This window comes from Clostridium sp. AM22-11AC (assembly GCF_003473545.1).
Classification (GTDB): domain Bacteria; phylum Bacillota; class Clostridia; order Lachnospirales; family Lachnospiraceae; genus Enterocloster.
Genome location: NZ_QUCM01000013.1, coordinates 18,825 through 39,515 on the forward strand (window position 1 = coordinate 18,825; position 20,691 = coordinate 39,515).

The following is a 20,691-nucleotide window of genomic DNA, read 5'->3' on the forward strand; positions in this document are numbered from 1 at the left end:
CTATAGAGAAAAAATATCACTTAAATATAATCACACAAAAGCGAGGTATTGTATGGAACCATCAAAAGTTTATTTTACTGATTTTCACACCGTTGCCTTTGGTGACGGACTTCCAACCAAGTTAAAGAAGCTGATCAAAAAAGCCGGTATCGAAAAACTGGATATGGACGGCAAATTTGTTGCTATTAAGATGCACTTCGGAGAACTGGGAAATATCAGTTATCTTCGTCCTAACTATGCAAAAGCGGTTGCAGACGTAGTAAAGGAGTTTGGCGGAAAGCCATTTCTTACTGACTGTAATACCATGTATCCAGGAAGCCGCAAAAACGCTTTAGAGCACCTGGAATGTGCCTGGGAAAATGGATTTACACCGCTGACTGTAGGATGTCCTATCCTTATTGGTGACGGTCTGAAAGGTACAGATGATGTAGATGTGCCGGTAGCAGGCGGGGAATATGTAAAAGAAGCAAAGATCGGCCGTGCGATCATGGATGCTGACGTATTTATCAGCCTGACTCATTTTAAAGGCCATGAAATGACTGGTTTTGGCGGAACTATCAAAAACATCGGTATGGGCTGCGGTTCCAGAGCCGGAAAGAAAGACCAGCACAGCAGCGGCAAACCACACATTGAGCAGGATGTCTGCAAAGGCTGCCGCAAATGCCAGAAGGAATGTGCCAACGGCGGTCTGATCTTTGATGAAACTGCCAGAAAAATGCATGTAGATCAGGAACACTGCGTAGGCTGCGGCCGCTGCCTGGGTGCCTGCAACTTCGATGCCATTGCATTTGACAACGATACTGCAAATGAACTGTTAAACTGCCGTATGGCTGAGTATACCAAAGCGGTTGTAGACGGCCGTCCAAACTTCCATATTTCCCTGGTAGTAGATGTATCCCCTAACTGCGACTGCCATGGTGAAAATGACGTTCCGATCCTTCCAAATATTGGAATGTTCGCCTCCTTCGACCCGCTGGCACTGGATCAGGCCTGCGTAGACGCCTGCCTCAAAGCCACCCCAATGCCAGGAAGCCAGCTTGCAAAGAACATGGCAAAAAAAGGTTTCGTAGACCACCACGATCACTTCTGCAACTCTACTCCAGAGTCTGAGTGGAGAAGCTGCCTGGAACATGCAGAAAAGATTGGGCTTGGTTCAAGAAAGTATGAATTGATCGTTATGTAAATACAGTTATGAAAAACCGCCCGGACTTGATCGGTCCGGGCGGTTTTTTCATATGACCTTATATAAAAACTTATACGATCTTTTATCGCTTTTTCAGATATACTTACGCATCTGCCTCACTGGAAAATCTAGCTGCCTGCTCTGCGATCAGCTCCTTATCTTCAAAGTAGTTGATCTTCATAGCGCGCTTCATCTCTGCAAGGGTCTGTGCTGCTTTCTTTTCTGCCTTGATGCTTCCCTCTTCCAGGATCTTGTATACAGCTGGAATGTCTTTTGCGATCTCTTTTCTGCGTTCTCTGATCGGGCGAAGTTCATCCTGGATCACGTTGTTTAAGAACTTCTTAACCTTAACGTCTCCAAGGCCGCCTCTCATATAATGAGCCTTTAATTCATCCAGGTTCTTGTAATCTGGCAGATATTTTTCAAAGTGCTCATCACGGCAGAATGCATCCAGATAGATAAATACTGGATTTCCTTCTACCTGTCCCGGATCCTGAACGCGCAGGTGGTTCGGGTCTGTGAACATGGACATGATCTTCTTCTTGATTTCTTCTTCGGAGTCGGACAGATAGATGCAGTTTCCTAAGGACTTGCTCATTTTTGCCTTTCCGTCGATACCTGGCAGACGCAGACATGCTTTATTGTCTGGAAGCAGGATCTCAGGCTCTACCAGATTGCCGCCGTATACGGTATTAAACTTGTGAACGATCTCACGAGTCTGCTCGATCATTGGAGCCTGGTCTTCACCAACCGGAACGGTGGTTGCCTTAAATGCAGTAATATCTGCTGCCTGGCTGATCGGGTAGGTAAAGAAACCAACTGGGATGCTGGTCTCGAAATTACGCATCTGGATCTCGGTTTTTACAGTAGGATTACGCTGTAATCTGGATACAGTTACCAGATCCATATAGTAGAAAGTCATCTCGCAAAGCTCCGGTACCTGGGACTGGATAAATAAAGTAGATTTTGCAGGATCCAGACCACAAGCCAGATAGTCTAATGCTACCTCAATGATGTTCTGACGTACTTTTTCAGGGTTATCTGCATTATCTGTAAGAGCCTGTGCATCTGCGATCATGATGTAGATCTCATCAAACTGACCGGAATTCTGAAGCTCTACTCTTCTCTTTAAAGAACCTACATAATGTCCTACATGAAGGCGTCCGGTTGGACGGTCGCCGGTTAATATGATCTTTCCCATTGTATTTTATCCTCTCGTTATATAATTGTTACAGTTATATGAATTAGCATACCCCAAAGCCACTTTTCTGTCAAGAATTTGACTCCGCTGTCTCCAATCCTTCTCCTTTTAATACCTTCTTAAAAGCAGCAGGCAAAGGAGCGATAAACTCTTTTCCTGACAGATAATCCAGAGGCTGTGCCAGCTTTTCCGGCATGACAAGTTTCCAGGAATGTAAAAGCTGGGAGCGCACTTTATATTTCTTCTGGATCTGCTCATTCAACTTTGGATCTCCATACTTAAAATCTCCTAAAATAGGATGGCCAATAGAAGCCAGATGGGCACGGATCTGATGGCTGCGCCCAGTGATCAGAGTGACCCGCAAAAGTGTTGCTGTATCACTGCTCTTTACAGGCACGTATTCCGTCATAATAGGAACACTGCCTTCCACTTCTAACGGATAGATCTGCACCGTATTTTGGGCTTCATCTTTCTTTAAGAAACCGGCGATCATCTGGGGCTTATCGATCTTGCCTTTGACGATACACTGATAATATTTATGGATGCTCCTGTCTTTTAAGACCCCGTTCATGATCTGAAGTCCGGCTAAAGAAGTTCCGGCAACTACCAGACCACTGGTATTGCGATCCAGACGGTTGCAGATCGAAGGCCGGAACGTGCGCAGCTGGCTTACCGGAAGATGCCCGGAGTCAATGAGATAATTTAAAATGTGCTCATTTAGGGAAACATCCCCTTCTTTTGCTTTCTGTGAAAGCATTCCGGAAGGTTTATTTACGATCAAAACATTTTTATCTTCGTATACGATAGATAACTCCTGTTTTTTCTTCCTGTTTCCATTTTCCCCGTTTTTCCCGGCTTTTCCCGAATTTCTGTCTTTTTCTTTTCCTAATGCTGCCAGTTCTGGAAGAGGCGCCGAAAACTTTTCAATGGTCTCATCTGCCAGAAACAGACTGATCTCATCCCCTTCTTCCACCCGTTCAGAACCATCACACTTCTTTCCATTTAAGGTAATGTTTTTCTTTCGCATCATCTTATAAAGAAAGCCTTTTCCTGCCTGGCTTAAATATTTGGACAGCAGCTTATCCAGCCTCTGTCCTGCCTCATTGGAGGCCACTTTCAGTTTCTGCATTTTACCAACGATCCTTTCCCGGTAAGTACTCTATCTTTTCCATCATATCTAAGATCAGGCTGTGTGGAAACACTTTTGCAAGGATCCAGAATGCATTCATAAAAAGCCCATAGACAGAAATTTCTCTTCCTGCAATGCTGTCCCGGATTGCTTTTGCCACAACCTTTCCCGGTGCTGCCATAACCAGTTTTTTGTATAATGGAATTTCACCTGTTGTCTGTGCAATATCAAAAAATTCTGTGCGCACCGGTCCCGGGCAAATGGCAGTTACAAATATCTTTCTGCCCTTTAATTCCCTGTTTAATGCCCGGCTGTAGCTTAACACATAGGCCTTTGAAGCTGCATATACTGCAAAGCCCGGCTGGGGCAGAAAGGCTGCACTGGAAGCAAACTGCAGGATGCGGCTGTTCTGAGACATAAAAGGAAGGACCATGGTGGTAACAGCTGTCAGAGCAGTACAGTTTACCTGCACCATTCCTGACTGGTCTTTTTCAGACAGATCACATACATTTCCGATCTTTCCAAAACCAGCTGCATTTACCAGAAATTTCACCTGGGGTTTCAAGCGTTCTAACTCAGCTTTTAAGATCTCCCGTTCTTTTTCCTGACTCAGATCCAGAACAAATTTACGCACCGGAATATTTACTTTTTCTTCCAGTTTTACCAGGCGCTCTTTTCGTCTTCCCACTGCCCAGATCTCATCCAGTCCTGGAAACTGCTCCCATAAGCGGATGGCGCATTCCCAGCCCATTCCAGAAGATGCTCCTGTTATAACAGCAATTTTCATTGTCAGTTTCCTTTCTTTTTATGAACGTTTCGGATGCCTTTTTTCTTACCTGCAGTTTTCGCTGCATTCATCTTGCTTCCTGACAGCTTTTCCATATTTCTGCCGCTTGCGCCTGTATTTCTTCCACCAGTATTTTTTCCTGCTGTATTCCTGTTATTTCCATTCCTGCTGTTTTCATTCCTGCCAACCGCATTCTTGCCGCCGGAAACTCCCCCATGTCCACGAAACTCTTTCTCATCATGAGCGCTCTTATCAAAATTCCTTGGCTTGATCAGACATTTCTTATCAAAGCCGATCAGATCCGTTCTTCCGGCAATCTTAAGAGCCTCTGCCACCAGGTCATAATTTTTCGGGTTCCGGTACTGGATCAGCGCTCTCTGCATAGCCTTCTCATGAGGATTAACAGGCACATACACCTTTTCCATGGTACGGCAGTCATATCCTGTATAATACATGCAGGTGGAAATGGTTGACGGTGTCGGATAAAAGTCCTGTACCTGCTCCGGCATGTAGCCCAGATCTCTTAAATACTCCGCCAGCTCCACCGCCTCTTTCATAGAAGAACCTGGATGGGAAGACATCAGATAAGGCACCAGATACTGGTCCTTTCCCAGCTTCTCATTCATCTGCTTGTATTCTTTTACAAACTCTCTGTATACACTGTTTTTCGGCTTGCCCATGCGCATGAGCACCTTATCTGCCACATGCTCCGGCGCAACTTTCAGCTGGCCGCTTACATGGTATTCGCAAAGTTCCCGTAAAAACTTCTTTCCCGGGTCCTTTAACAGATAGTCAAAACGGATACCGGAACGGATGAATACTTTCTTTACCTTTGGGATCGCACGCAGCTTTCTTAAGAGTGAAATATAATCACTGTGGTCCGCACGCAGGTTCTTACATGGTTCAGGGAACAGACACTGCTTATTAGGGCAGGCACCCTTAGTCAGCTGTTTTTCGCAGGCAGGGAAACGGAAATTGGCAGTAGGTCCGCCAACATCATGGATATATCCCTTAAAATCAGGCTCTTCTGTAAGAAGTTTTGCCTCATCCACCAATGACTCATGGCTTCTTGCCTGGATGATCCTTCCCTGATGGAAAGTCAGTGCGCAGAAGCTGCATGCACCAAAACAGCCTCTGTTGCTGATTAGGCTGAATTTGATCTCACGGATAGCCGGGACGCCACCGGCTGCCTCATAAGAAGGATGATAGCTTCTCATATATGGCAGAGCATACACATCATCCATCTCATCCTGTGTCAGTGGCTTTGCAGGCGGGTTCTGTACCACATAAACTTTGCCCTCATAAGGTTCCACCAGACGTTTTCCGGAAAACGGATCTGTATTGCTGTACTGTACAAAAAAGCTTTCTGCGTACCGTTTCTTATCTTCTAACAGCTCTGTATAGTCCGGAAGCAGCTTATAATCATAAACAGACTCCAGGCTCTTTGTCTTATAAACCGTACCGTCTATAAAAGTAATATCCTTAATATCCAGTCCGCTGTCCAATGCATCTGCCAGTTCCACAATGGAATGTTCTCCCATTCCATAGGAAATAATATCTGCCTGGGCATCCAGCAAAATGGACCGCTTCATCTTATTGGACCAGTAATCATAATGAGCCAGACGGCGAAGGCTTGCCTCAATACCTCCGGCAATGATAGGCACATCTTTATAAGCAGAACGGATCAGGTTGCAGTATACCACCACTGCATAGTCCGGTCTTTTTCCCATTACCCCACCAGGAGTATAGGAGTCCTCTTTTCTGCGCTTTTTGGATACGGAATAATGGTTTACCATGGAATCCATATTTCCCGCAGACACCAAAAATCCCAGTCTTGGCCGTCCTAAGATCTGGATGCTCTTATTGTCCTTCCAGTCCGGCTGGGCAATGATACCTACCTTATAACCATGTGCTTCCAACAGCCTTGAAATAATGGCCGTTCCAAAAGAAGGATGGTCTACATAGGCATCACCGGAAACATAGACGAAATCGCACTGTTCCCAGCCCCTTTTTTTCATATCTTCTCTGTTGATCGGTAAATAATCATGTACCATTTATAAAACCTCGTAAAAATCATGGATCAGCCGGTCAGCCAGCTGTTCCTTTTCTTCTTTCATTGTCTCTGAAAAATCATCTTCTACTGCAATGACATTCATTCCCGCATTTTTTCCTGCCATGATACCGGCCGGAACATCCTCAAATACCAGACAGTTTTCCGGTTTTGCGCCCAGCCTTCTTGCCACCTCCAGGTAAATATCCGGTGCCGGTTTTCCGGCTGCCACTTCACAGGCAGTGGCAACTACCTGGAAATATTGTTCCAGTCCTAAAGACTTTAATACAGCATCTACCATTTCCCTTCCGTTGCTGGTAGCAATACCTGCTTTAATGCCCCGGATGGAAATTTCTTCCAGAAATTCCCTTACCCCCGGTTTTACAGGTACTTCCTTCTGGTATTTTTCCAGAGACATTTCCACCCACGCCTGTTTAATCTCTTCAATAGAGTCTGGCAGATTAAAACGTTCCTTAAAATATACTGCTGTTTCTGAAAAACTCATTCCCTCAATGGCTTTTTGCAGATCAGACGGGCATTCCAGACCATAACGGCCCAGATATTCAACATCAATGGCTTCCCACATCCACATGGAGTCCACCAGAGTGCCATCTAAGTCAAATAAAACAGCAGAAATGCCGTCTAAAATATGCGTCCGTTCTTTCTCATTGATCTTTCGTTCAAGAGCCTTAAGCTCTTCTTCCTTTAATGCCCGGTACTCTCCCGGCTTTAAAGACGGATCCAATACCAGCGGCCCCATGGTCATACGTTTTAAGTATACCACTTTACAGCCTAAAACTTCAAACATCCTTTTTACCTGGTGGAATTTTCCTTCATGGATCCGCAGTGAAACTGCAGTCAGTCCCTCTTTCATTCCCGCCGGCGGGTCTAATATGACCAGCTCTGCAGGAAGCGTTTTTACACCTTCTTCTATTATAAGGCCTTCCTGCATCTGCTTTTTGGCATCCTTTGGAAGTGTTCCCTCTATGTAAGCCAGGTATATTTTATCTACATGTTTCTTCGGAGACAGCAGCTCATGAGCCATTGCCCCGTCGTTGGTGATCAGCAGCAGTCCCTCTGTATCCAGATCCAGACGTCCCACCGGAAACAGGTCCTTGCGCAAAGCAGCGTCGATCAGACTTATTACAGTAGGATATTTCCCATCCTCTGTAGCTGATACAGTACCTGCCGGTTTATTTAACATAAAATATTCTGTGTGTGCATAAGAAACCGGCTGTCCGTCCAGTAAGACCACATCTTTTTCCGGATCTATTTTTCCATCCGTTGCCTTTATCACAGTTCCATTTACCTGGATCCGTCCTTTTTTCGCCATTTCCTTGATCTGGCTGCGGCTTCCTTTTCCCATTTCCACCAGAAATTTGTCCAGGCGCATACTGGAATTAGAAGCTTTTTTCTTCTTTTCTGCCATATTTCATTTATCCTCTCTTACTGCCAGCGCCAGCCTGCATAGTATTTATTTTTAAGGGTCATTCCATTGCCTTTGGCCCAGCCTAAAGGAAAGCCTTCTACTGTAACCAGACACCAGCCCTTTACCGGTTCTTCCTCATTTACAAGAATGATCGTTTCTCCTTTTAAATAGCGGATCACACGTTCATCCTCTGTTTTCAGATCAAGGCGTACCGGATATTCGTCTTTTTTTAATGCCATTGCAAACGCCTGGGATGGTTCAAAACGACCTTTCTTTAACTCACCCAGATGCAGCCCTGTTCGCAAAAACCGCAGCGGAAGTCCTGTTTTTAAGCCCTCCGGCAGATAATATACCTGCTCATCCCGGATATAGATACGGCCTAAATCCCATTCCTTCCTGCAGTTTTTCAGAAATTTCATCAGATCTTCCTGTTTGCCTGCTTCCTTGGCCCGCTTTGAAGCCTCTTTTTCATCTCCTGATAGCCTCAAAACAGCTGCACCACTGCCAGAACCATTTTCATCCTCTTTCTTGTGGAATAATGCCAGGAAATGTCCTTCCCCCTGGATCCGGTGTGGGAACAGGCGGGCAGTCTGTGGATATCCAAAACCATCCGAAAGTCCCTTAAACTGCTCTTTATCAATAGGAACCAGTTCCATGGATGGATATTTTTCTAAAATATACGCCACATTTTCCTCATCTTCTTTTTTTGAGAAGGTACAGGTAGAATAAAGCATCATTCCTCCTGGTTTTAACATGGCCACAGCCTGCTCTAAGATCTCCCTCTGGATTGAGCTGTAATAAGAGGGGCCTCTGCTTACCCAGTCCTTTACCATATCCTCTTCCCTGCGAAACATTCCTTCCCCGGAACATGGTGCATCTACTAAAATCTTATCAAAAAACTCCGGCCATACAGCTGCCAGTTTTCCCGGTTCTTCACTTAAAACAGAAATATTTTCTGCTCCTGCCAGTTCCAGGTTTTTAAGTAATGCTCTTGCCCTGGAATAACTGATGTCATTGGATACAAGCATTCCTTTTCCCTGAAGTTTTGCTGCCAGTTCCGTACTTTTTCCTCCCGGTGCCGCACATACGTCTAAGACCTTATCTCCCGGTTCTACCGGAAGCACAGCCGCTGGTGCCATGGCACTGGGCTCCTGAAGATAATAAAGACCGGCATAATAAAAAGGATGTCTGGCAGGACGTTCTGTGTCTTCATAATAAAATCCCTTTTCCGTCCAGTCTACAGGTGTCAGTTCCAGGTGGGAAAGATTTTTAAATTCCTCCGGCATAATTTTCAATGTATTTACACGCAGACCTGGTTTCCACGCTTCCTCATAGCTTTTTATATATGCCTCATATTCATCTCCTAAAAGCTGTTCCATTTCCTTTAAGAACGCTTCCGGCAGCTGTTTCACATCTGTCATATCCTGCTCCTTATACATGCTACTACTTAAACATCATTTTTCAAAAGATCCGGCCATATATTAAAACAAACCCTGCATTTAACCGGAGGCCCTATGAAACGGATCCTCTTAAGCCTTCTGGCCCTGTTCTTTCTTATCCTGCTTTTGCTCTCTCCGGGTACCGCTTTGGAAGGTGCCAGAAAGGGACTCCTTCTCTGGGCTTACACAGTTTTGCCTACTTTGCTGCCTTTTATGATCGGAACCGGCGTCATTGCTGCCATGGGCGCTGTAGGTCTTGTTGTAAAGCCCTTTTCTCCTTTATTATCCGGAGTATTCCACTTTTCTCAGCCTGCAGGCTTCGTTTTTCTCACCGGACTGTTATGCGGCTATCCCATGGGGGCTAAAATGGACCGGGACTTATTAGAAAGGGGACAGATTTCCTGGGAAGAAGCCTGCTATCTTCTCTCCATCTGCAATCATCCAAGCCCTATGTTCCTCACCGGTTATACAGTGATGGAAGGACAGAAGCTCCTTCCACCTTCCATAAAATTTCCTCTTTTTCCCTTCCTTGCAGCCCTTTATCTTCCAGTTTTTCCCATTTCTTATCTGGCAAGGCATTATTATGATAAAAAATCCAAAAAGAACAGGAAGATACGTCCTTCTGTCTGGTCCGGTGTCTCTCACACAGCACCCATTTCTTCCTTCTCCCTGGATGAGCACCTGATGAGCTGCCTTGAAACTATGGAAAAAATCGGGCTTTATATCATGCTGTTTTCCATCTTATCCCTGTATCTTTTTAAGCTGCCCCTTCCCGGCCCTGTTATTTTAAAACCTGCTCTTATGGGGCTTTTAGAGATCACTACCGGGATCCAAACCATCTGCGAACATACATCCGGTCTCACTGGTCTGCTCTTAGTCACTGCAAGTGTTGCTTTTGGCGGTATCAGCGGTATTTTCCAGACCCGCAGTGTTCTTACAATGCACAGCGGCAGAAAAAATGCCGGACTCTCCATCCGGCATTATATCTTCTGGAAAGCCCTTCACAGTTTACTTTCCTGCGTATTCTTTTGGATTCTCTTAAAAATCTGATCCCTTTCAGAAATTTAAGCTTCTTCCTTCTTTTCTTCCTGAGGTGCTGCCTGTGCTTCCGGTTCCTGCTGTACAAGACCACCAGACAGTTCCTTACGGTTGTTGGTTACAATGTCATAGCTGGACTGCATGGAACTCATAAAGGAGTCAAAACGTCCCTTTGCAGTTTCCATGGTATGATCCATAATATTCTGAAGGCTGCGCAGCATATCGTCTGTATACTGGATCGCACCCTGGCGGATATTGTTTGCATCATTAACAGCTGCATCTACGATTGCCTGAGCCTGGACATTTGCCTGCTCAACTACTTCGTTTGCATGTTCATAAGCACGCTGCATGATCTCATGGTCATTGACCATCTCGTTGGTCTGTGCATCCGCCTGTGCTACCATAGAATTAGCCTGTTCGGTTGCCTGCTCTACCATGGTGTTTGCCTGCTCTGTAGCCTGTGCGATCATGGAGTCAGACTGTTTCTTTGCGTCTGCCAGCATAGACTCAGACTGAGCCTGGGCATCACTTAAAATGGTCTCCTGCTGGCTGATGATCTTCTGGTATTTCTTGATCTCATCCGGGATACGCATCCGAAGCTCTACTAACAGCTCTTCCATTTCTTCCTTATTAACAATGATCTTGCTGTTGGACAGAGCCTGGAATTTACAACTGTCTATGTATTCTTCAATTTCACTGATCAACTGTTCAATTCTGCTCATTTTATCGTTCTCCTTTGGTTTATTACGTGTATCTATTACATACTCTATACGTTTTTCATCTCTTCCAGCTTTTCTTTCACCCGTTCTACAACAATAGGATGTAAAAATTCTTTAATATCGCCGTTAAATTCTGCGATTTCTTTTACAATACTGGAACTGAGATAGGAATATTTCAAATTCGTGGTTAAAAATATAGTATCGATCTCCGGCGCGATCACTCGATTGGTCTGCGCCATCTGAAGTTCATACTCAAAATCTGTGATCGCTCTTAATCCTCTTACGATCACATTTGCCTGATTTTGACGGACAAAATCGATCAGAAGGCCCTGAAAAGACTGCACCTCTACATTTGGAATATCCGCAGTCACTTCCTTTAACAGCTCCACTCTTTCCTCTGCAGTAAACAATGGTGATTTGGAACGGTTTTTCAAAACACCGATGATCACTTTGTCAAACATCTTAGAAGTACGCTGGATAATATCAATATGTCCTAATGTAACCGGATCAAAACTTCCCGGATATACTGCGACTCTCATTTATGCCCCCTTGCCAGCAAATATATGCTTGTTGGTCTTGTATACTTTTTCTTTTATCATATGAAAGCCTGCGTCAGAAAGCCAGTCAAAATCCGTTTCCTTGGAAGCTTCTATAATGATCAGAGTATCTTCTGTCACCATAGGTGAACTGGAAAGATATTCTAAAACACGGTTTTCAAATTCATGGTTATATGGCGGATCCATAAAAATAATATCAAACCGTGGATTTCTTCCCTCTAATTTTTTCAGTCCTGCGATCACATCACAGTTTAACACCAGCGCTCCCTCTTCTAAATGGGTGCGGCTTAAATTTTCCCGGATACAGGAAACTGCCTCCGGATTACTTTCCACAAAAAATGCCTGTTTTGCGCCCCGGCTCAAAGCTTCGATACCGATCGCTCCGCTTCCGGAAAACAGGTCCAGAAAAGTACAGCCCGGGATCTGGGTATTTAACATATTAAATAAAGTTTCCTTGATCCGGTCTGTGGTAGGTCTTGTATCCATACCTTCTATTGTCTTTAAAAGCAGCCTTCTTGCGCTGCCAGCAATTACTCTCATGTAATATAAACTCCTGTATGAGCAGCCTGTATCGTACTTCTGCTCTGTTTTCATTCCCAACAAGTATAATATGAAAATTTACTTAATACAAGGTTTTTTTAAGGATTTTGCATTTTTTAACAATTTACGCAGAACCTTCTAGTGTATTATCTTAAGATGGTCACATACTAAGAACGTAACAAACAACAAGCTCTTAAAACAAAAGAGCACTTTCTCAATTAAGGAGGCGTTTTATTATGTCTAACAACACAAACAAAACAAACGTACCTGAAGCAAAGGAAGCCATGGATCGATTTAAAATGGAGGTAGCCAACGAGCTTGGAGTACCTTTAAGCAACGGTTACAACGGCAACCTTACCTCTGCACAGAATGGTTCTGTAGGCGGCTATATGGTCAAGAAAATGATCGAGAACCAGGAACGCCAGATGGCAGGTAAGTAAAACTCCTTAGTGCTAAGAAAAGATCACCCCAGGCAGGATTTTCTGTCCGGGGTGGTTTTTTTGACGCCATTTTTTCTGGAATATTATCTTACAAGTTCAATTTCTCATACCGGTCCCCTAAATAAGAGTCTACCTGGCGCTTTAATTCCAGATGTTCTTCTTTTTCCAGTTCCGGGTCATCATCCAGTATTTCATTGACCTCTTCTGAAACCTGCTTTAACAGGTTTGCATCTGTGAACACATCGCCAATACGGAATTCCAGATCACCGCTCTGGCGTACACCAAAAATATCTCCCGGGCCACGCAATTTCAGATCTTCTGACGCAATATAGAAACCATCGTTAGAACGGTTTAAGATATCCAGGCGTTCCATAGTATCTTTTCCGCCGGAGCCATTGACCATGATACAATAAGACTGGTGACTGCCTCGACCTACACGGCCTCTTAACTGGTGCAGCTGAGCCAAACCGAAGCGTTCTGCATTTTCGATCATCATCACGGTAGCATTTGGCACGTTTACTCCAACCTCGATAACCGTAGTAGACACAAGGACCTGAATCTCTCCTGCCGCAAACCGTTCCATGATCTTATTCTTCTCTTTTGCCTTCATTTTTCCATGAAGATATTCTACATTAACGGACTCAGGAAGCGCATCCCGCAGTGTTTTAGAATAATCCAGAACATTTTCCCCTTCGATCATCTCGCTGGCTTCTACCATAGGACAGATCACATAGGCCTGACGGCCTGCTTCTACCTGTTTTTCAATAAAAGCATAGGCTTTTGGCCGGTAGCTGGTATCTACCACGCAGTTTTTGATCACCTGGCGACCTGCAGGAAGCTCATCAATTACAGAGATATCCAGATCCCCATACAATATGATAGCCAGTGTACGGGGGATCGGTGTTGCACTCATGACCAGAACATGAGGTGTATGTCCCTTTTCACTTAAAAGTTCCCTCTGACCAACGCCAAACCGGTGCTGCTCATCGGTGATCACCAGAGCCAGTTTATCATAGATCACCTTTTCCTGGATCAGCGCATGGGTGCCGATAATAATATCTGCCTCATGGGAGGCAGTTTTTTCATAGGCGATCCGTTTTTCTTTGGCTGTCATGGAACCGGTGATAAGGACAACTTTTTTATCAATACCGCTGGTTTCAAACATTTTCGTGATGGACTCGAAATGCTGTCTTGCCAGCACCTCCGTAGGCACCATCAAAGCGCCCTGGTAGCCATTTTCCGCTGCTGCAAGAAGTGTCAGGATGGCAATAACCGTCTTACCGGAACCTACATCACCCTGGACTAAGCGGTTCATCACACAGCCTTTTTGCAGGTCTGAAAATACTTCCTGCAAGGTACGTTCCTGGGCAGAGGTCAGTGCATAGGGCAGCGACTCCTTTAAGCGTCCTGTCTCTTCACCGGGCCGGATCACAAACTCTGTTTTCTTTCCTTCCCTGCTCTCTTTTAACCGGCGCACTCCTACTAAAAACATGAAAAACTCGTCAAATACAAGACGTTTTCTGGCAAATAAAAGTTCCTTCTGGTCTCTTGGAAAATGGATATGCTCTAAGGCATAATTAATCTCTGCCAACTCATATTTTCTGCGTAAAAAAGCAGGCATATATTCCCGCTTCATCTGTCTGTTTTCCAGAGCCTGTTTTTCTGCTTTTACAATGGTTTTATTGCTTAAGCCTCTTGTCTGTCCATACACCGGCTGCATGGAATTTACTACTGTTTCATAGGCTTCTTCCGTAAAGACTTCCGGCTGCTCCATCATCAGACGGCCCCGTTTTTTTACTACTTTTCCCCGGAATACATACATCTGCCCGCTTTTGATATTGGCGCGCATATAAGGCATATTATACCACGCAAGCTGCAGCGCACCTGTTATATCACGAACATAGGCAGAGACCATCTGGATCTTTCCTGTACGCAGAAGGTCCGGCGGCTTTGGAAGGGCGGCTGCCACGCTCATGACCATCTGCTCTTTTAACTGGCCTACAGGCACAGGCGGCTCATAGGTATCATAAGCTCTTGGATAATAGGAAAGAAGGTCATCAATAGTGATGACCCCCAGCTTTTCAAATAATTTTCCGGTTTTCTCTCCAATCCCTTTAAGGGAACTTACAGGCTCACTGTTACTCATTTCTTTGCCTGCTCCAGTGCATTTAAACCTAATTTGATAGCACCCATGATACCCTGATCATCATGAAGACTTGCAGGAACGATATAATGATCTATATCCTGTAATTCTTTCGTATTGATATATCCTGCTACCATTGTCTTTACTTTCTCACGGATCAGTGTAAATAACTGTTCCTGATGCATAACGCCGCCGCCTAAAATGATCTTCTGTGGTGAAAGGATCATAATATAATCTGTAATTGCCTGTGCAATATAGTAGCTTTCGATCTCCCACACCTTTGGATCATCTTTTAATTCAATGGCTTTCTTGCCCCATCGTGCTTCAATTGATGGGCCGCTTGCAAAGCCCTCAAGGCAGTTTTTATGGTTCGGGCAGATGCCGCCTTTTTCATCTTCCGGATGACGGTTTAACAGGATATGTCCACCTTCCGGATGGAGCATACCGTGAAGAAGTCCTCCGTTTACCCATACACCAACACCAACGCCGGTTCCAATGGTGATATAAACAACACTGTCCAGTCCCTTAGCGCAGCCATATGTTACTTCGCCCAGGCAGGAACCATTTACATCTGTATCAATCCCCATAGGAACATTCAGTTCTTTTTTCAGACCGCCAAGGAGATCCTTATTTCTCCATGCCAGCTTTGGTGTTTCAAGGATATAACCGTAATTATCTGCTTTCGGATCTACTCCCACAGGTCCGAAAGCTCCAATTCCCAGCGCTTCAATTCCCTTATCTTTGAAGTATGCTGTGATCTTTGGGATAGTCTCCTCCGGCGTAGTAGTCGGAATGGAAACCTGTTCAATGATCGTTCCGTCTTCTCTTCCCAGTGCGCAGACCATTTTAGTGCCGCCTGCTTCTAATGCTCCTATTAACATATTTTTCTCCCCTTGATCTCATATATTTACAACAGCCCATCCTTACCGGACGGGCTCTTGCATTCAAATATCCCACAAATGTGGTTTACTGTCTGCTAACGCAGACGGTTCATTCGCCAATGACTATCATCTACGTCTTCTTCCTACAAAACGAAGTAGATAAACAAACAGGTTGATAAAATCAAGATACAGCTGTAATGCTGCAAAAATAGAAGATTTTGTAGCCATTTCCGGAACATTTCCATAGTAGCTGTAAAATGCCTGGATCTTCTTTGCATCATAAGCAGTAACAATCAGGAAAATGAAAATACCGATAGCGCATACAACTGTCTCATAAGCAGACAGATTGATAAACATGGACAACAGCCAGAAACCTGCTAAAAAGATCAGTCCTGCCATCATAAATGGACGCAGCGCAGAGAAATTGATATTTCCAAAATATCCGATCAGCGCCATAACGCCGAAAAATGCAGCAGTAATAGCAAATGCCATCCATAAAGATACTACATCAAATACAAGGAAATAGACGCTGAATACAATACCGTTTACAGCTGCATACAGGAAAAACATGGTTCTTGCCATACCTACTGTCATCTGGTTGATCCGTGCTGACAGGTATACAACGATGCCAATCTCTGCGATAAACAAGATGTAGTACCAGCCTGGTACCCGGCTTACATAATACAGACCATCTGTCATATACATTCCAATTGCTACACCAAATGTAATAAGGAGACCGATAAACATCCAACCAAATGTCTTTGCTGTATATCTGCCAAGGCTGTCTCCATAAGCCGCTTCCTTGTAGCCCTGTTCCATTCTGAAATCTTCGTTCATAAACGATACCTCCTTATAGTCATATGAACCGGCAGTTTATTCTGCTGAAATCATATAATAGTAGATAGGCTGTCCGCCATACTGAAGTTCCAGTTCCTTATCCGGGAATAAACTTTCTGCCTCTTCCTTCAGTTTCTCGGCATCTTCTTCTTTAACATCGCAGCCATAGTAAATCGTTACCAGTTCGCTTTCATCATCTAACATTGCCTTTAAAGCTGCCTTAGCCGCTTCTTCCGGAGAATGTTCTACTGCCAGCATACCCTTGTCACCGATCGCCATAATATCGCCCTTTTCAATATCCATGCCGTCGATATTGGTAGTACGCACTGCATAAGTGATCTGGGCAGTCTTTACACGTTCCATCTCAGCTGTCATATTTTCCAGGTTTTCCTGAGAAGTAAGATCAGGCATAAAGTTTACTAATGCTGTAATTCCCTGAGGAACGGTCTTTGACGGGATAACGATGATCTCCTTATCCTCAGTCAGATCTCTTGCCTGGTTTGCAGCCATGATAATGTTCTTATTATTAGGAAGGATAAAAATGTGATCTGCATTTACATGAGCAATGGCATTTAACATATCCTCTGTACTTGGATTCATGGTCTGGCCGCCTTCGATCAGATAATCAGTGCCAATTCCCTTAAAGATCTCACTTAATCCATCACCGCAGGATACTGCGATAAAACCGTATTCTTTGCGCTCTGTCTGCTCTTCCGGCTGTGTCTCTTCTGTTTTTGCCGCATCAGCCTGTGCCTGCTCTTTTGCAAGACGTTCAGAGTCCTGGATCACACGTTCTTCATGCTCTTCACGCATATTGTCAACTTTCATACGGGATAAAGAACCGTAGGTAAGACCTTTCTCAAAAGCAAGTCCCGGATGATTGGTGTGTACATGGATCTTTACGATCTCATCATCAGAAACGACTACTAAAGAGTCACCAATAGAACCTAAGTATTTCTTCAGTTCCGCTTCGTCCTCATCGGTGTATTCTTTTTCTAATTTAATAATAAACTCGGTGCAGTAACCAAATTTAATATCAGCTGTATCAATATCGGTTCTGGAAGCGCCGTTTCCTGTCTGTACAGCCGGCTTTGCCTCTGATGCATGAGCAGAAGCTGTTCCTTCTTCCAGTGTAAAATCGGTAACTTTGCCGGTCAGACCATCAAAAGCACCCTTGATCACCTGCATCAGTCCCTGACCGCCGGAGTCTACTACACCTGCCTGTTTTAATACAGGAAGCATTTCCGGAGTCAGATTTAAAACTCTGTCACCTTCCTCGATCACTGCCTTGGCAAACTCTTCAATGTCATCTGTTTCTACTGCCATTTCCAGAGCCTTGTCTGCCATTCCCTTGGCAACGGTTAAGATGGTTCCTTCTTTTGGCTTCATAACTGCCTTATAAGCAGTCTCGGTTCCGCGCATCATGGCATTTGCCAGTGTGGTAACGTCGATCTCATCAACGGTTTTGATTTCTTTTGTAAATCCTCTTAAAAGCTGGGAAAGGATAACGCCGGAATTTCCTCTTGCTCCTCTTAAGGAACCGGAAGAGATGGCCTTTGCCAGCTGATCCATAGAAGGATTTTCAAGTCCTGCTACTTCTTTTGCTGCAGCCATGATCGTAAGGGTCATGTTCGTTCCTGTATCTCCATCCGGAACTGGAAATACATTCAGCTCATTAATCCATTCTTTCTTGGCCGCAAGGCCTTTTGCTCCTGCCAGAAACGCATTTTTTACCATTCCGGCATTAATTGTACTTATACCCACAGGTTACTTCCTCCTAGTCAATCACTCTGACACCTTCCACGAAGATATTGATCTTTTCTACCTCCATGCCGGTGAATTCTTCTACTCTGTATTTCACGCTTTCAATTAAGTTGTCAGATACTGCTGATATGCTGACCCCATAGGATACGATCACATGAAAATCAATTGATATTTTATTTTCCTTAATGTCCACATTAATACCATGGGTCAGACTTTCCCTTTTTAAAAGTTTTACAAGTCCGTCTTTCATGCTTACAGCTGCCATTCCGACAATACCGAAACACTCCACAGCGATGGTTCCTGCATATAAAGCGATCACATCCGGGTTGATCTGGATCTCGCCCATTTTATTGCTGATTCTTCCCTTCATATACGAGCCTCCTATCTTTTTCTAGTGACAGTATACACTATTTCACTAAAAAAAGAAATAAATTTTTATTTTTTCGCTTGCAAATTTTGATAGTTTCTGGTATTATACCATTGTTGTGGATTTTTCTACTATAAAATCCAAGTAACGTTTAAGGAGGTGCAATAGTATGGCTAAGTGTGCAATCTGTGAAAAGGCAGCTCATTTCGGTATCAAAGTGAGCCATTCCCATAGAAGGTCCAACAAGATGTGGAAAGCAAACGTAAAATCTGTTAAGGTTAAAGTAAACGGCGGAACCCAGAGAATGTACGTATGTACTTCCTGCTTACGTTCAGGCCTTGTAGAAAGAGCTTAATTTTTGAACAGAGCGTGAAAAATCCCGGTAGCTTCGGTTACCGGGATTTTTTTGCGTTATACATTTGATTACATCTGCTCCTGCCACAGGCAGGAATGAATGACAGGTCTAACAGCAAAATAAATTATAGCCTAAAATCAGGCATCCGATCACAAAGAAAAAGGTAAATATGGTTTCCGGGACAAAGAAAAGCACTGCCATTCCAAGCCCGAAGCAAAAAAGCATCAGTCCCCAGACTCTTTTCATAGAAAAACAGCTCCCTTCCATTTTATTTTATGCGGTAAGGGAGCTGTTTGATGCTTTTTATATCAGGCTTTTTTACCTTCGTAAGAAGCTGCTGTTTCTTTTGCAATGCCTACTGTTTCTTCTGATACAGCCGGTTTTCCTCCTAAAAAGCGGTTGATCAGATCCGGAGCCATATCAATCACCTTGGTCACTGCATCCTGGTTCTTTACATTGACCAGCTTGGTCACACCATTCTGGATCACCAGGACAGCACTTGGACTCATCTTGGCGCTCATTCCGCCACAGCCTTTGTCTTTCTGCTTTGAACCTTCTGCAAAAGCGCCTGCAGCCATACCACAGGTCACATCGATCAGCGGTATAATAATGGTCTCTCCTACCTGGACCGGTTCTCCTACGACTGTTTTCGTAGTTACAAACTGATCCATTCCTTTAAATAATGATTCAATTGTAGATGTAAAATGATTTTCTGCCATAATATACCTCTATTCTCCTGAAATATTCTCCCGTAGATCTTAAATCCCCAACTTACTCACGATCTAAAAAACCCCGTATCATCTTCCAGGTATGTTTGTGACGATAGACTCCCCAAAACAGCCATAAAAGATAGGAAACCCGGACACGTCCTTTAAAATTTCCTTCTGCTTCCAGGCACTTTTCATCAAATACCGGCTCTAAGTCCAGGCTTTTATAGATAAATGGATACACCAGACTGGCTCCCTCCAGGATCTGCCCTGTATAATAAGGATCATCCAGTCCAAAACGGATCCTTCCTTTTCCCCAGCCCGGCCATACATGTGCCAGAAGCTTTTTGGCCTGGGTAAAAAGCAGTTTTAAGGACTCCTGATTCTTCTCATCCTCCAGCCATTCTCTCTTTTCCCGGACAAAAGTTTTAATATCTTTTAGCTTATCACAAAAATGCTTAAAAGAAAACTTAAGTTTTTCTAAGAAGGCTTTGATTTTTCGGATCCACTGGTGTGATTTTTTCTCAGCAGGTTCTATCTTGTCTTCTTCTTGGTCTGCTTCTGCTACTTTTATAGCCTTTTCCTGCTTTTGCACAGGTTTTGTTTCTGGTTTTGCTTCTGGTTTTGTACTGGACTTTTTCTCAGCGGTTTTCTCTGGTCCTGCTTTTGACTGTGTCTGTGTTTTTGGCTCTGCCGTATGTTCAGTCTCTGTTTGCACCTTTGACTCCGCCTTTGGCTGTTCTGTCTTTTGCTGTTCTGTCTTTGACTTTTCTGCCTTTGTTTCCTTCGCTGTTTCCGCTTTATCCCTGCTTTTGGCTGCCGCTTCTGTCTTACTTTCTTTTGGAGGCTCTGTCTGTTCTTCTTCCCCCATGCTCCAAAGTTTCAGCCACAGCACCCGCAGCGATGCCTGAAGCCCTTTCTCTTTTTCATAAGAACCGTTTACGCAGATCGCCGAAAGCAGCCAGGATACTCTCACCCGGCCCCATTTTTCTTCTTTCCACGATCCGCTGATCTGATACCTTACAGGAACAAAAAGGACGGTACACAATACCAGAAGCAGGAGCCCAAAAAGAACCAGCAGTATGATCCCCAGAATTTTTAATATAAGCAATACAATATGCAATC

General features: G+C 44.2%; 21 protein-coding genes. 4 read left to right on the top strand and 17 right to left on the bottom strand.

Translation table 11 applies throughout. The annotated features are described in order from the left end of the window. Window positions 1-52: 52 nt before the first annotated feature. Window positions 53-1,183 carry a DUF362 domain-containing protein gene (locus DW251_RS11650; RefSeq protein ID WP_021870119.1) on the top strand — a complete coding sequence of 377 codons (1,131 nt, stop codon included), beginning with the start codon at window positions 53-55 and terminating at the stop codon, window positions 1,181-1,183. A 103-nt stretch (window positions 1,184-1,286) separates the two neighbouring features. On the opposite strand, the gene trpS is transcribed toward DW251_RS11650, so the two are convergent. From trpS to DW251_RS11680, 6 genes are all read right to left on the bottom strand, one after another. Further along, entirely contained in the window at window positions 1,287-2,384 is a 1,098-nt protein-coding gene (gene trpS, locus DW251_RS11655) for a tryptophan--tRNA ligase (protein ID WP_021870118.1), read from the bottom strand. Between the two features lie 70 nt (window positions 2,385-2,454). Next, window positions 2,455-3,513 carry a pseudouridine synthase gene (locus DW251_RS11660; RefSeq protein WP_021870117.1) on the bottom strand — a complete coding sequence of 353 codons (1,059 nt, stop codon included), beginning with the start codon at window positions 3,511-3,513 and terminating at the stop codon, window positions 2,455-2,457. A 1-nt stretch (window position 3,514) separates the two neighbouring features. After that, complete coding sequence (locus DW251_RS11665) at window positions 3,515-4,300, bottom strand: SDR family NAD(P)-dependent oxidoreductase (RefSeq protein WP_021870116.1); 786 nt, start codon at window positions 4,298-4,300, stop codon at window positions 3,515-3,517. A 2-nt stretch (window positions 4,301-4,302) separates the two neighbouring features. Then, complete coding sequence (locus tag DW251_RS11670) at window positions 4,303-6,354, bottom strand: YgiQ family radical SAM protein (RefSeq protein ID WP_118301233.1); 2,052 nt, start codon at window positions 6,352-6,354, stop codon at window positions 4,303-4,305. Beyond that, window positions 6,355-7,779 (bottom strand): pseudouridine synthase, encoded by a 1,425-nt coding sequence (locus DW251_RS18610; RefSeq protein ID WP_021870115.1) that lies wholly within the window; start codon window positions 7,777-7,779, stop codon window positions 6,355-6,357. A 17-nt stretch (window positions 7,780-7,796) separates the two neighbouring features. After that, complete coding sequence (locus DW251_RS11680; protein ID WP_021870114.1) at window positions 7,797-9,200, bottom strand: RsmB/NOP family class I SAM-dependent RNA methyltransferase; 1,404 nt, start codon at window positions 9,198-9,200, stop codon at window positions 7,797-7,799. A gap of 93 nt (window positions 9,201-9,293) precedes the next feature. On the opposite strand from DW251_RS11680, the gene DW251_RS11685 reads away from it, so the two are divergent. After that, on the top strand, window positions 9,294-10,268 hold the full coding sequence (locus tag DW251_RS11685) for a hypothetical protein (protein WP_021870113.1): 975 nt from the start codon (window positions 9,294-9,296) through the stop codon (window positions 10,266-10,268). A 14-nt stretch (window positions 10,269-10,282) separates the two neighbouring features. Here the strand turns inward: DW251_RS11685 and DW251_RS11690 are convergent, their stop codons facing one another. From DW251_RS11690 to rsmD, 3 genes are read right to left on the bottom strand one after another with little or no spacing between them, the layout of a single operon-like run. Continuing rightward, complete coding sequence (locus tag DW251_RS11690; RefSeq protein WP_118301234.1) at window positions 10,283-10,978, bottom strand: vacuolar family H+-ATPase subunit H; 696 nt, start codon at window positions 10,976-10,978, stop codon at window positions 10,283-10,285. Window positions 10,979-11,022: 44 nt separating this feature from the next. Next, entirely contained in the window at window positions 11,023-11,514 is a 492-nt protein-coding gene (gene coaD / locus DW251_RS11695) for a pantetheine-phosphate adenylyltransferase (RefSeq protein ID WP_021870111.1), read from the bottom strand. Next, complete coding sequence (rsmD, locus tag DW251_RS11700) at window positions 11,515-12,072, bottom strand: 16S rRNA (guanine(966)-N(2))-methyltransferase RsmD (RefSeq protein ID WP_021870110.1); 558 nt, start codon at window positions 12,070-12,072, stop codon at window positions 11,515-11,517. It abuts the gene before it with no gap. A gap of 236 nt (window positions 12,073-12,308) precedes the next feature. On the opposite strand from rsmD, the gene DW251_RS11705 reads away from it, so the two are divergent. Next, window positions 12,309-12,512 (top strand): alpha/beta-type small acid-soluble spore protein, encoded by a 204-nt coding sequence (locus tag DW251_RS11705; RefSeq protein ID WP_021870109.1) that lies wholly within the window; start codon window positions 12,309-12,311, stop codon window positions 12,510-12,512. Between the two features lie 88 nt (window positions 12,513-12,600). On the opposite strand, the gene recG is transcribed toward DW251_RS11705, so the two are convergent. The 5 genes from recG to DW251_RS11730 all read right to left on the bottom strand — a co-directional run bounded on the left by recG (window position 12,601) and on the right by DW251_RS11730 (window position 18,507). Then, complete coding sequence (recG, locus tag DW251_RS11710; protein ID WP_118301235.1) at window positions 12,601-14,658, bottom strand: ATP-dependent DNA helicase RecG; 2,058 nt, start codon at window positions 14,656-14,658, stop codon at window positions 12,601-12,603. Continuing rightward, on the bottom strand, window positions 14,655-15,536 hold the full coding sequence (locus DW251_RS11715) for an ROK family protein (protein WP_021870107.1): 882 nt from the start codon (window positions 15,534-15,536) through the stop codon (window positions 14,655-14,657). Before DW251_RS11715 ends, recG begins: the two co-directional genes overlap by 4 nt. Before the next feature lie 126 nt (window positions 15,537-15,662). Next, on the bottom strand, window positions 15,663-16,373 hold the full coding sequence (locus DW251_RS11720) for a Bax inhibitor-1/YccA family protein (RefSeq protein WP_021870106.1): 711 nt from the start codon (window positions 16,371-16,373) through the stop codon (window positions 15,663-15,665). A 36-nt stretch (window positions 16,374-16,409) separates the two neighbouring features. Then, the gene (locus DW251_RS11725) at window positions 16,410-18,137 is read right to left on the bottom strand and encodes a DAK2 domain-containing protein (RefSeq protein WP_118301236.1); all 1,728 of its coding nucleotides are present in this window, start codon (window positions 18,135-18,137) and stop codon (window positions 16,410-16,412) included. Window positions 18,138-18,150: 13 nt separating this feature from the next. Beyond that, a complete protein-coding gene (locus tag DW251_RS11730; RefSeq protein WP_021870104.1) occupies window positions 18,151-18,507 on the bottom strand; it encodes an Asp23/Gls24 family envelope stress response protein in 357 nt (118 codons plus the stop codon). Window positions 18,508-18,673: 166 nt separating this feature from the next. On the opposite strand from DW251_RS11730, the gene rpmB reads away from it, so the two are divergent. Beyond that, on the top strand, window positions 18,674-18,859 hold the full coding sequence (gene rpmB, locus DW251_RS11735) for a 50S ribosomal protein L28 (RefSeq protein WP_021870103.1): 186 nt from the start codon (window positions 18,674-18,676) through the stop codon (window positions 18,857-18,859). Window positions 18,860-18,967: 108 nt separating this feature from the next. Here rpmB and DW251_RS17970 read toward each other — a convergent pair whose 3' ends face one another. The 3 genes from DW251_RS17970 to DW251_RS11745 form a co-directional block, all read right to left on the bottom strand. After that, window positions 18,968-19,105, bottom strand: a complete 138-nt coding sequence (locus DW251_RS17970) for a hypothetical protein (protein WP_021870102.1) — start codon at window positions 19,103-19,105, stop codon at window positions 18,968-18,970. A gap of 62 nt (window positions 19,106-19,167) precedes the next feature. Further along, entirely contained in the window at window positions 19,168-19,578 is a 411-nt protein-coding gene (locus DW251_RS11740) for a GerW family sporulation protein (RefSeq protein WP_021870101.1), read from the bottom strand. Between the two features lie 52 nt (window positions 19,579-19,630). After that, a complete protein-coding gene (locus DW251_RS11745) occupies window positions 19,631-20,689 on the bottom strand; it encodes a DUF2953 domain-containing protein (RefSeq protein WP_118301237.1) in 1,059 nt (352 codons plus the stop codon). Between the last annotated feature and the right edge of the window lie 2 nt (window positions 20,690-20,691).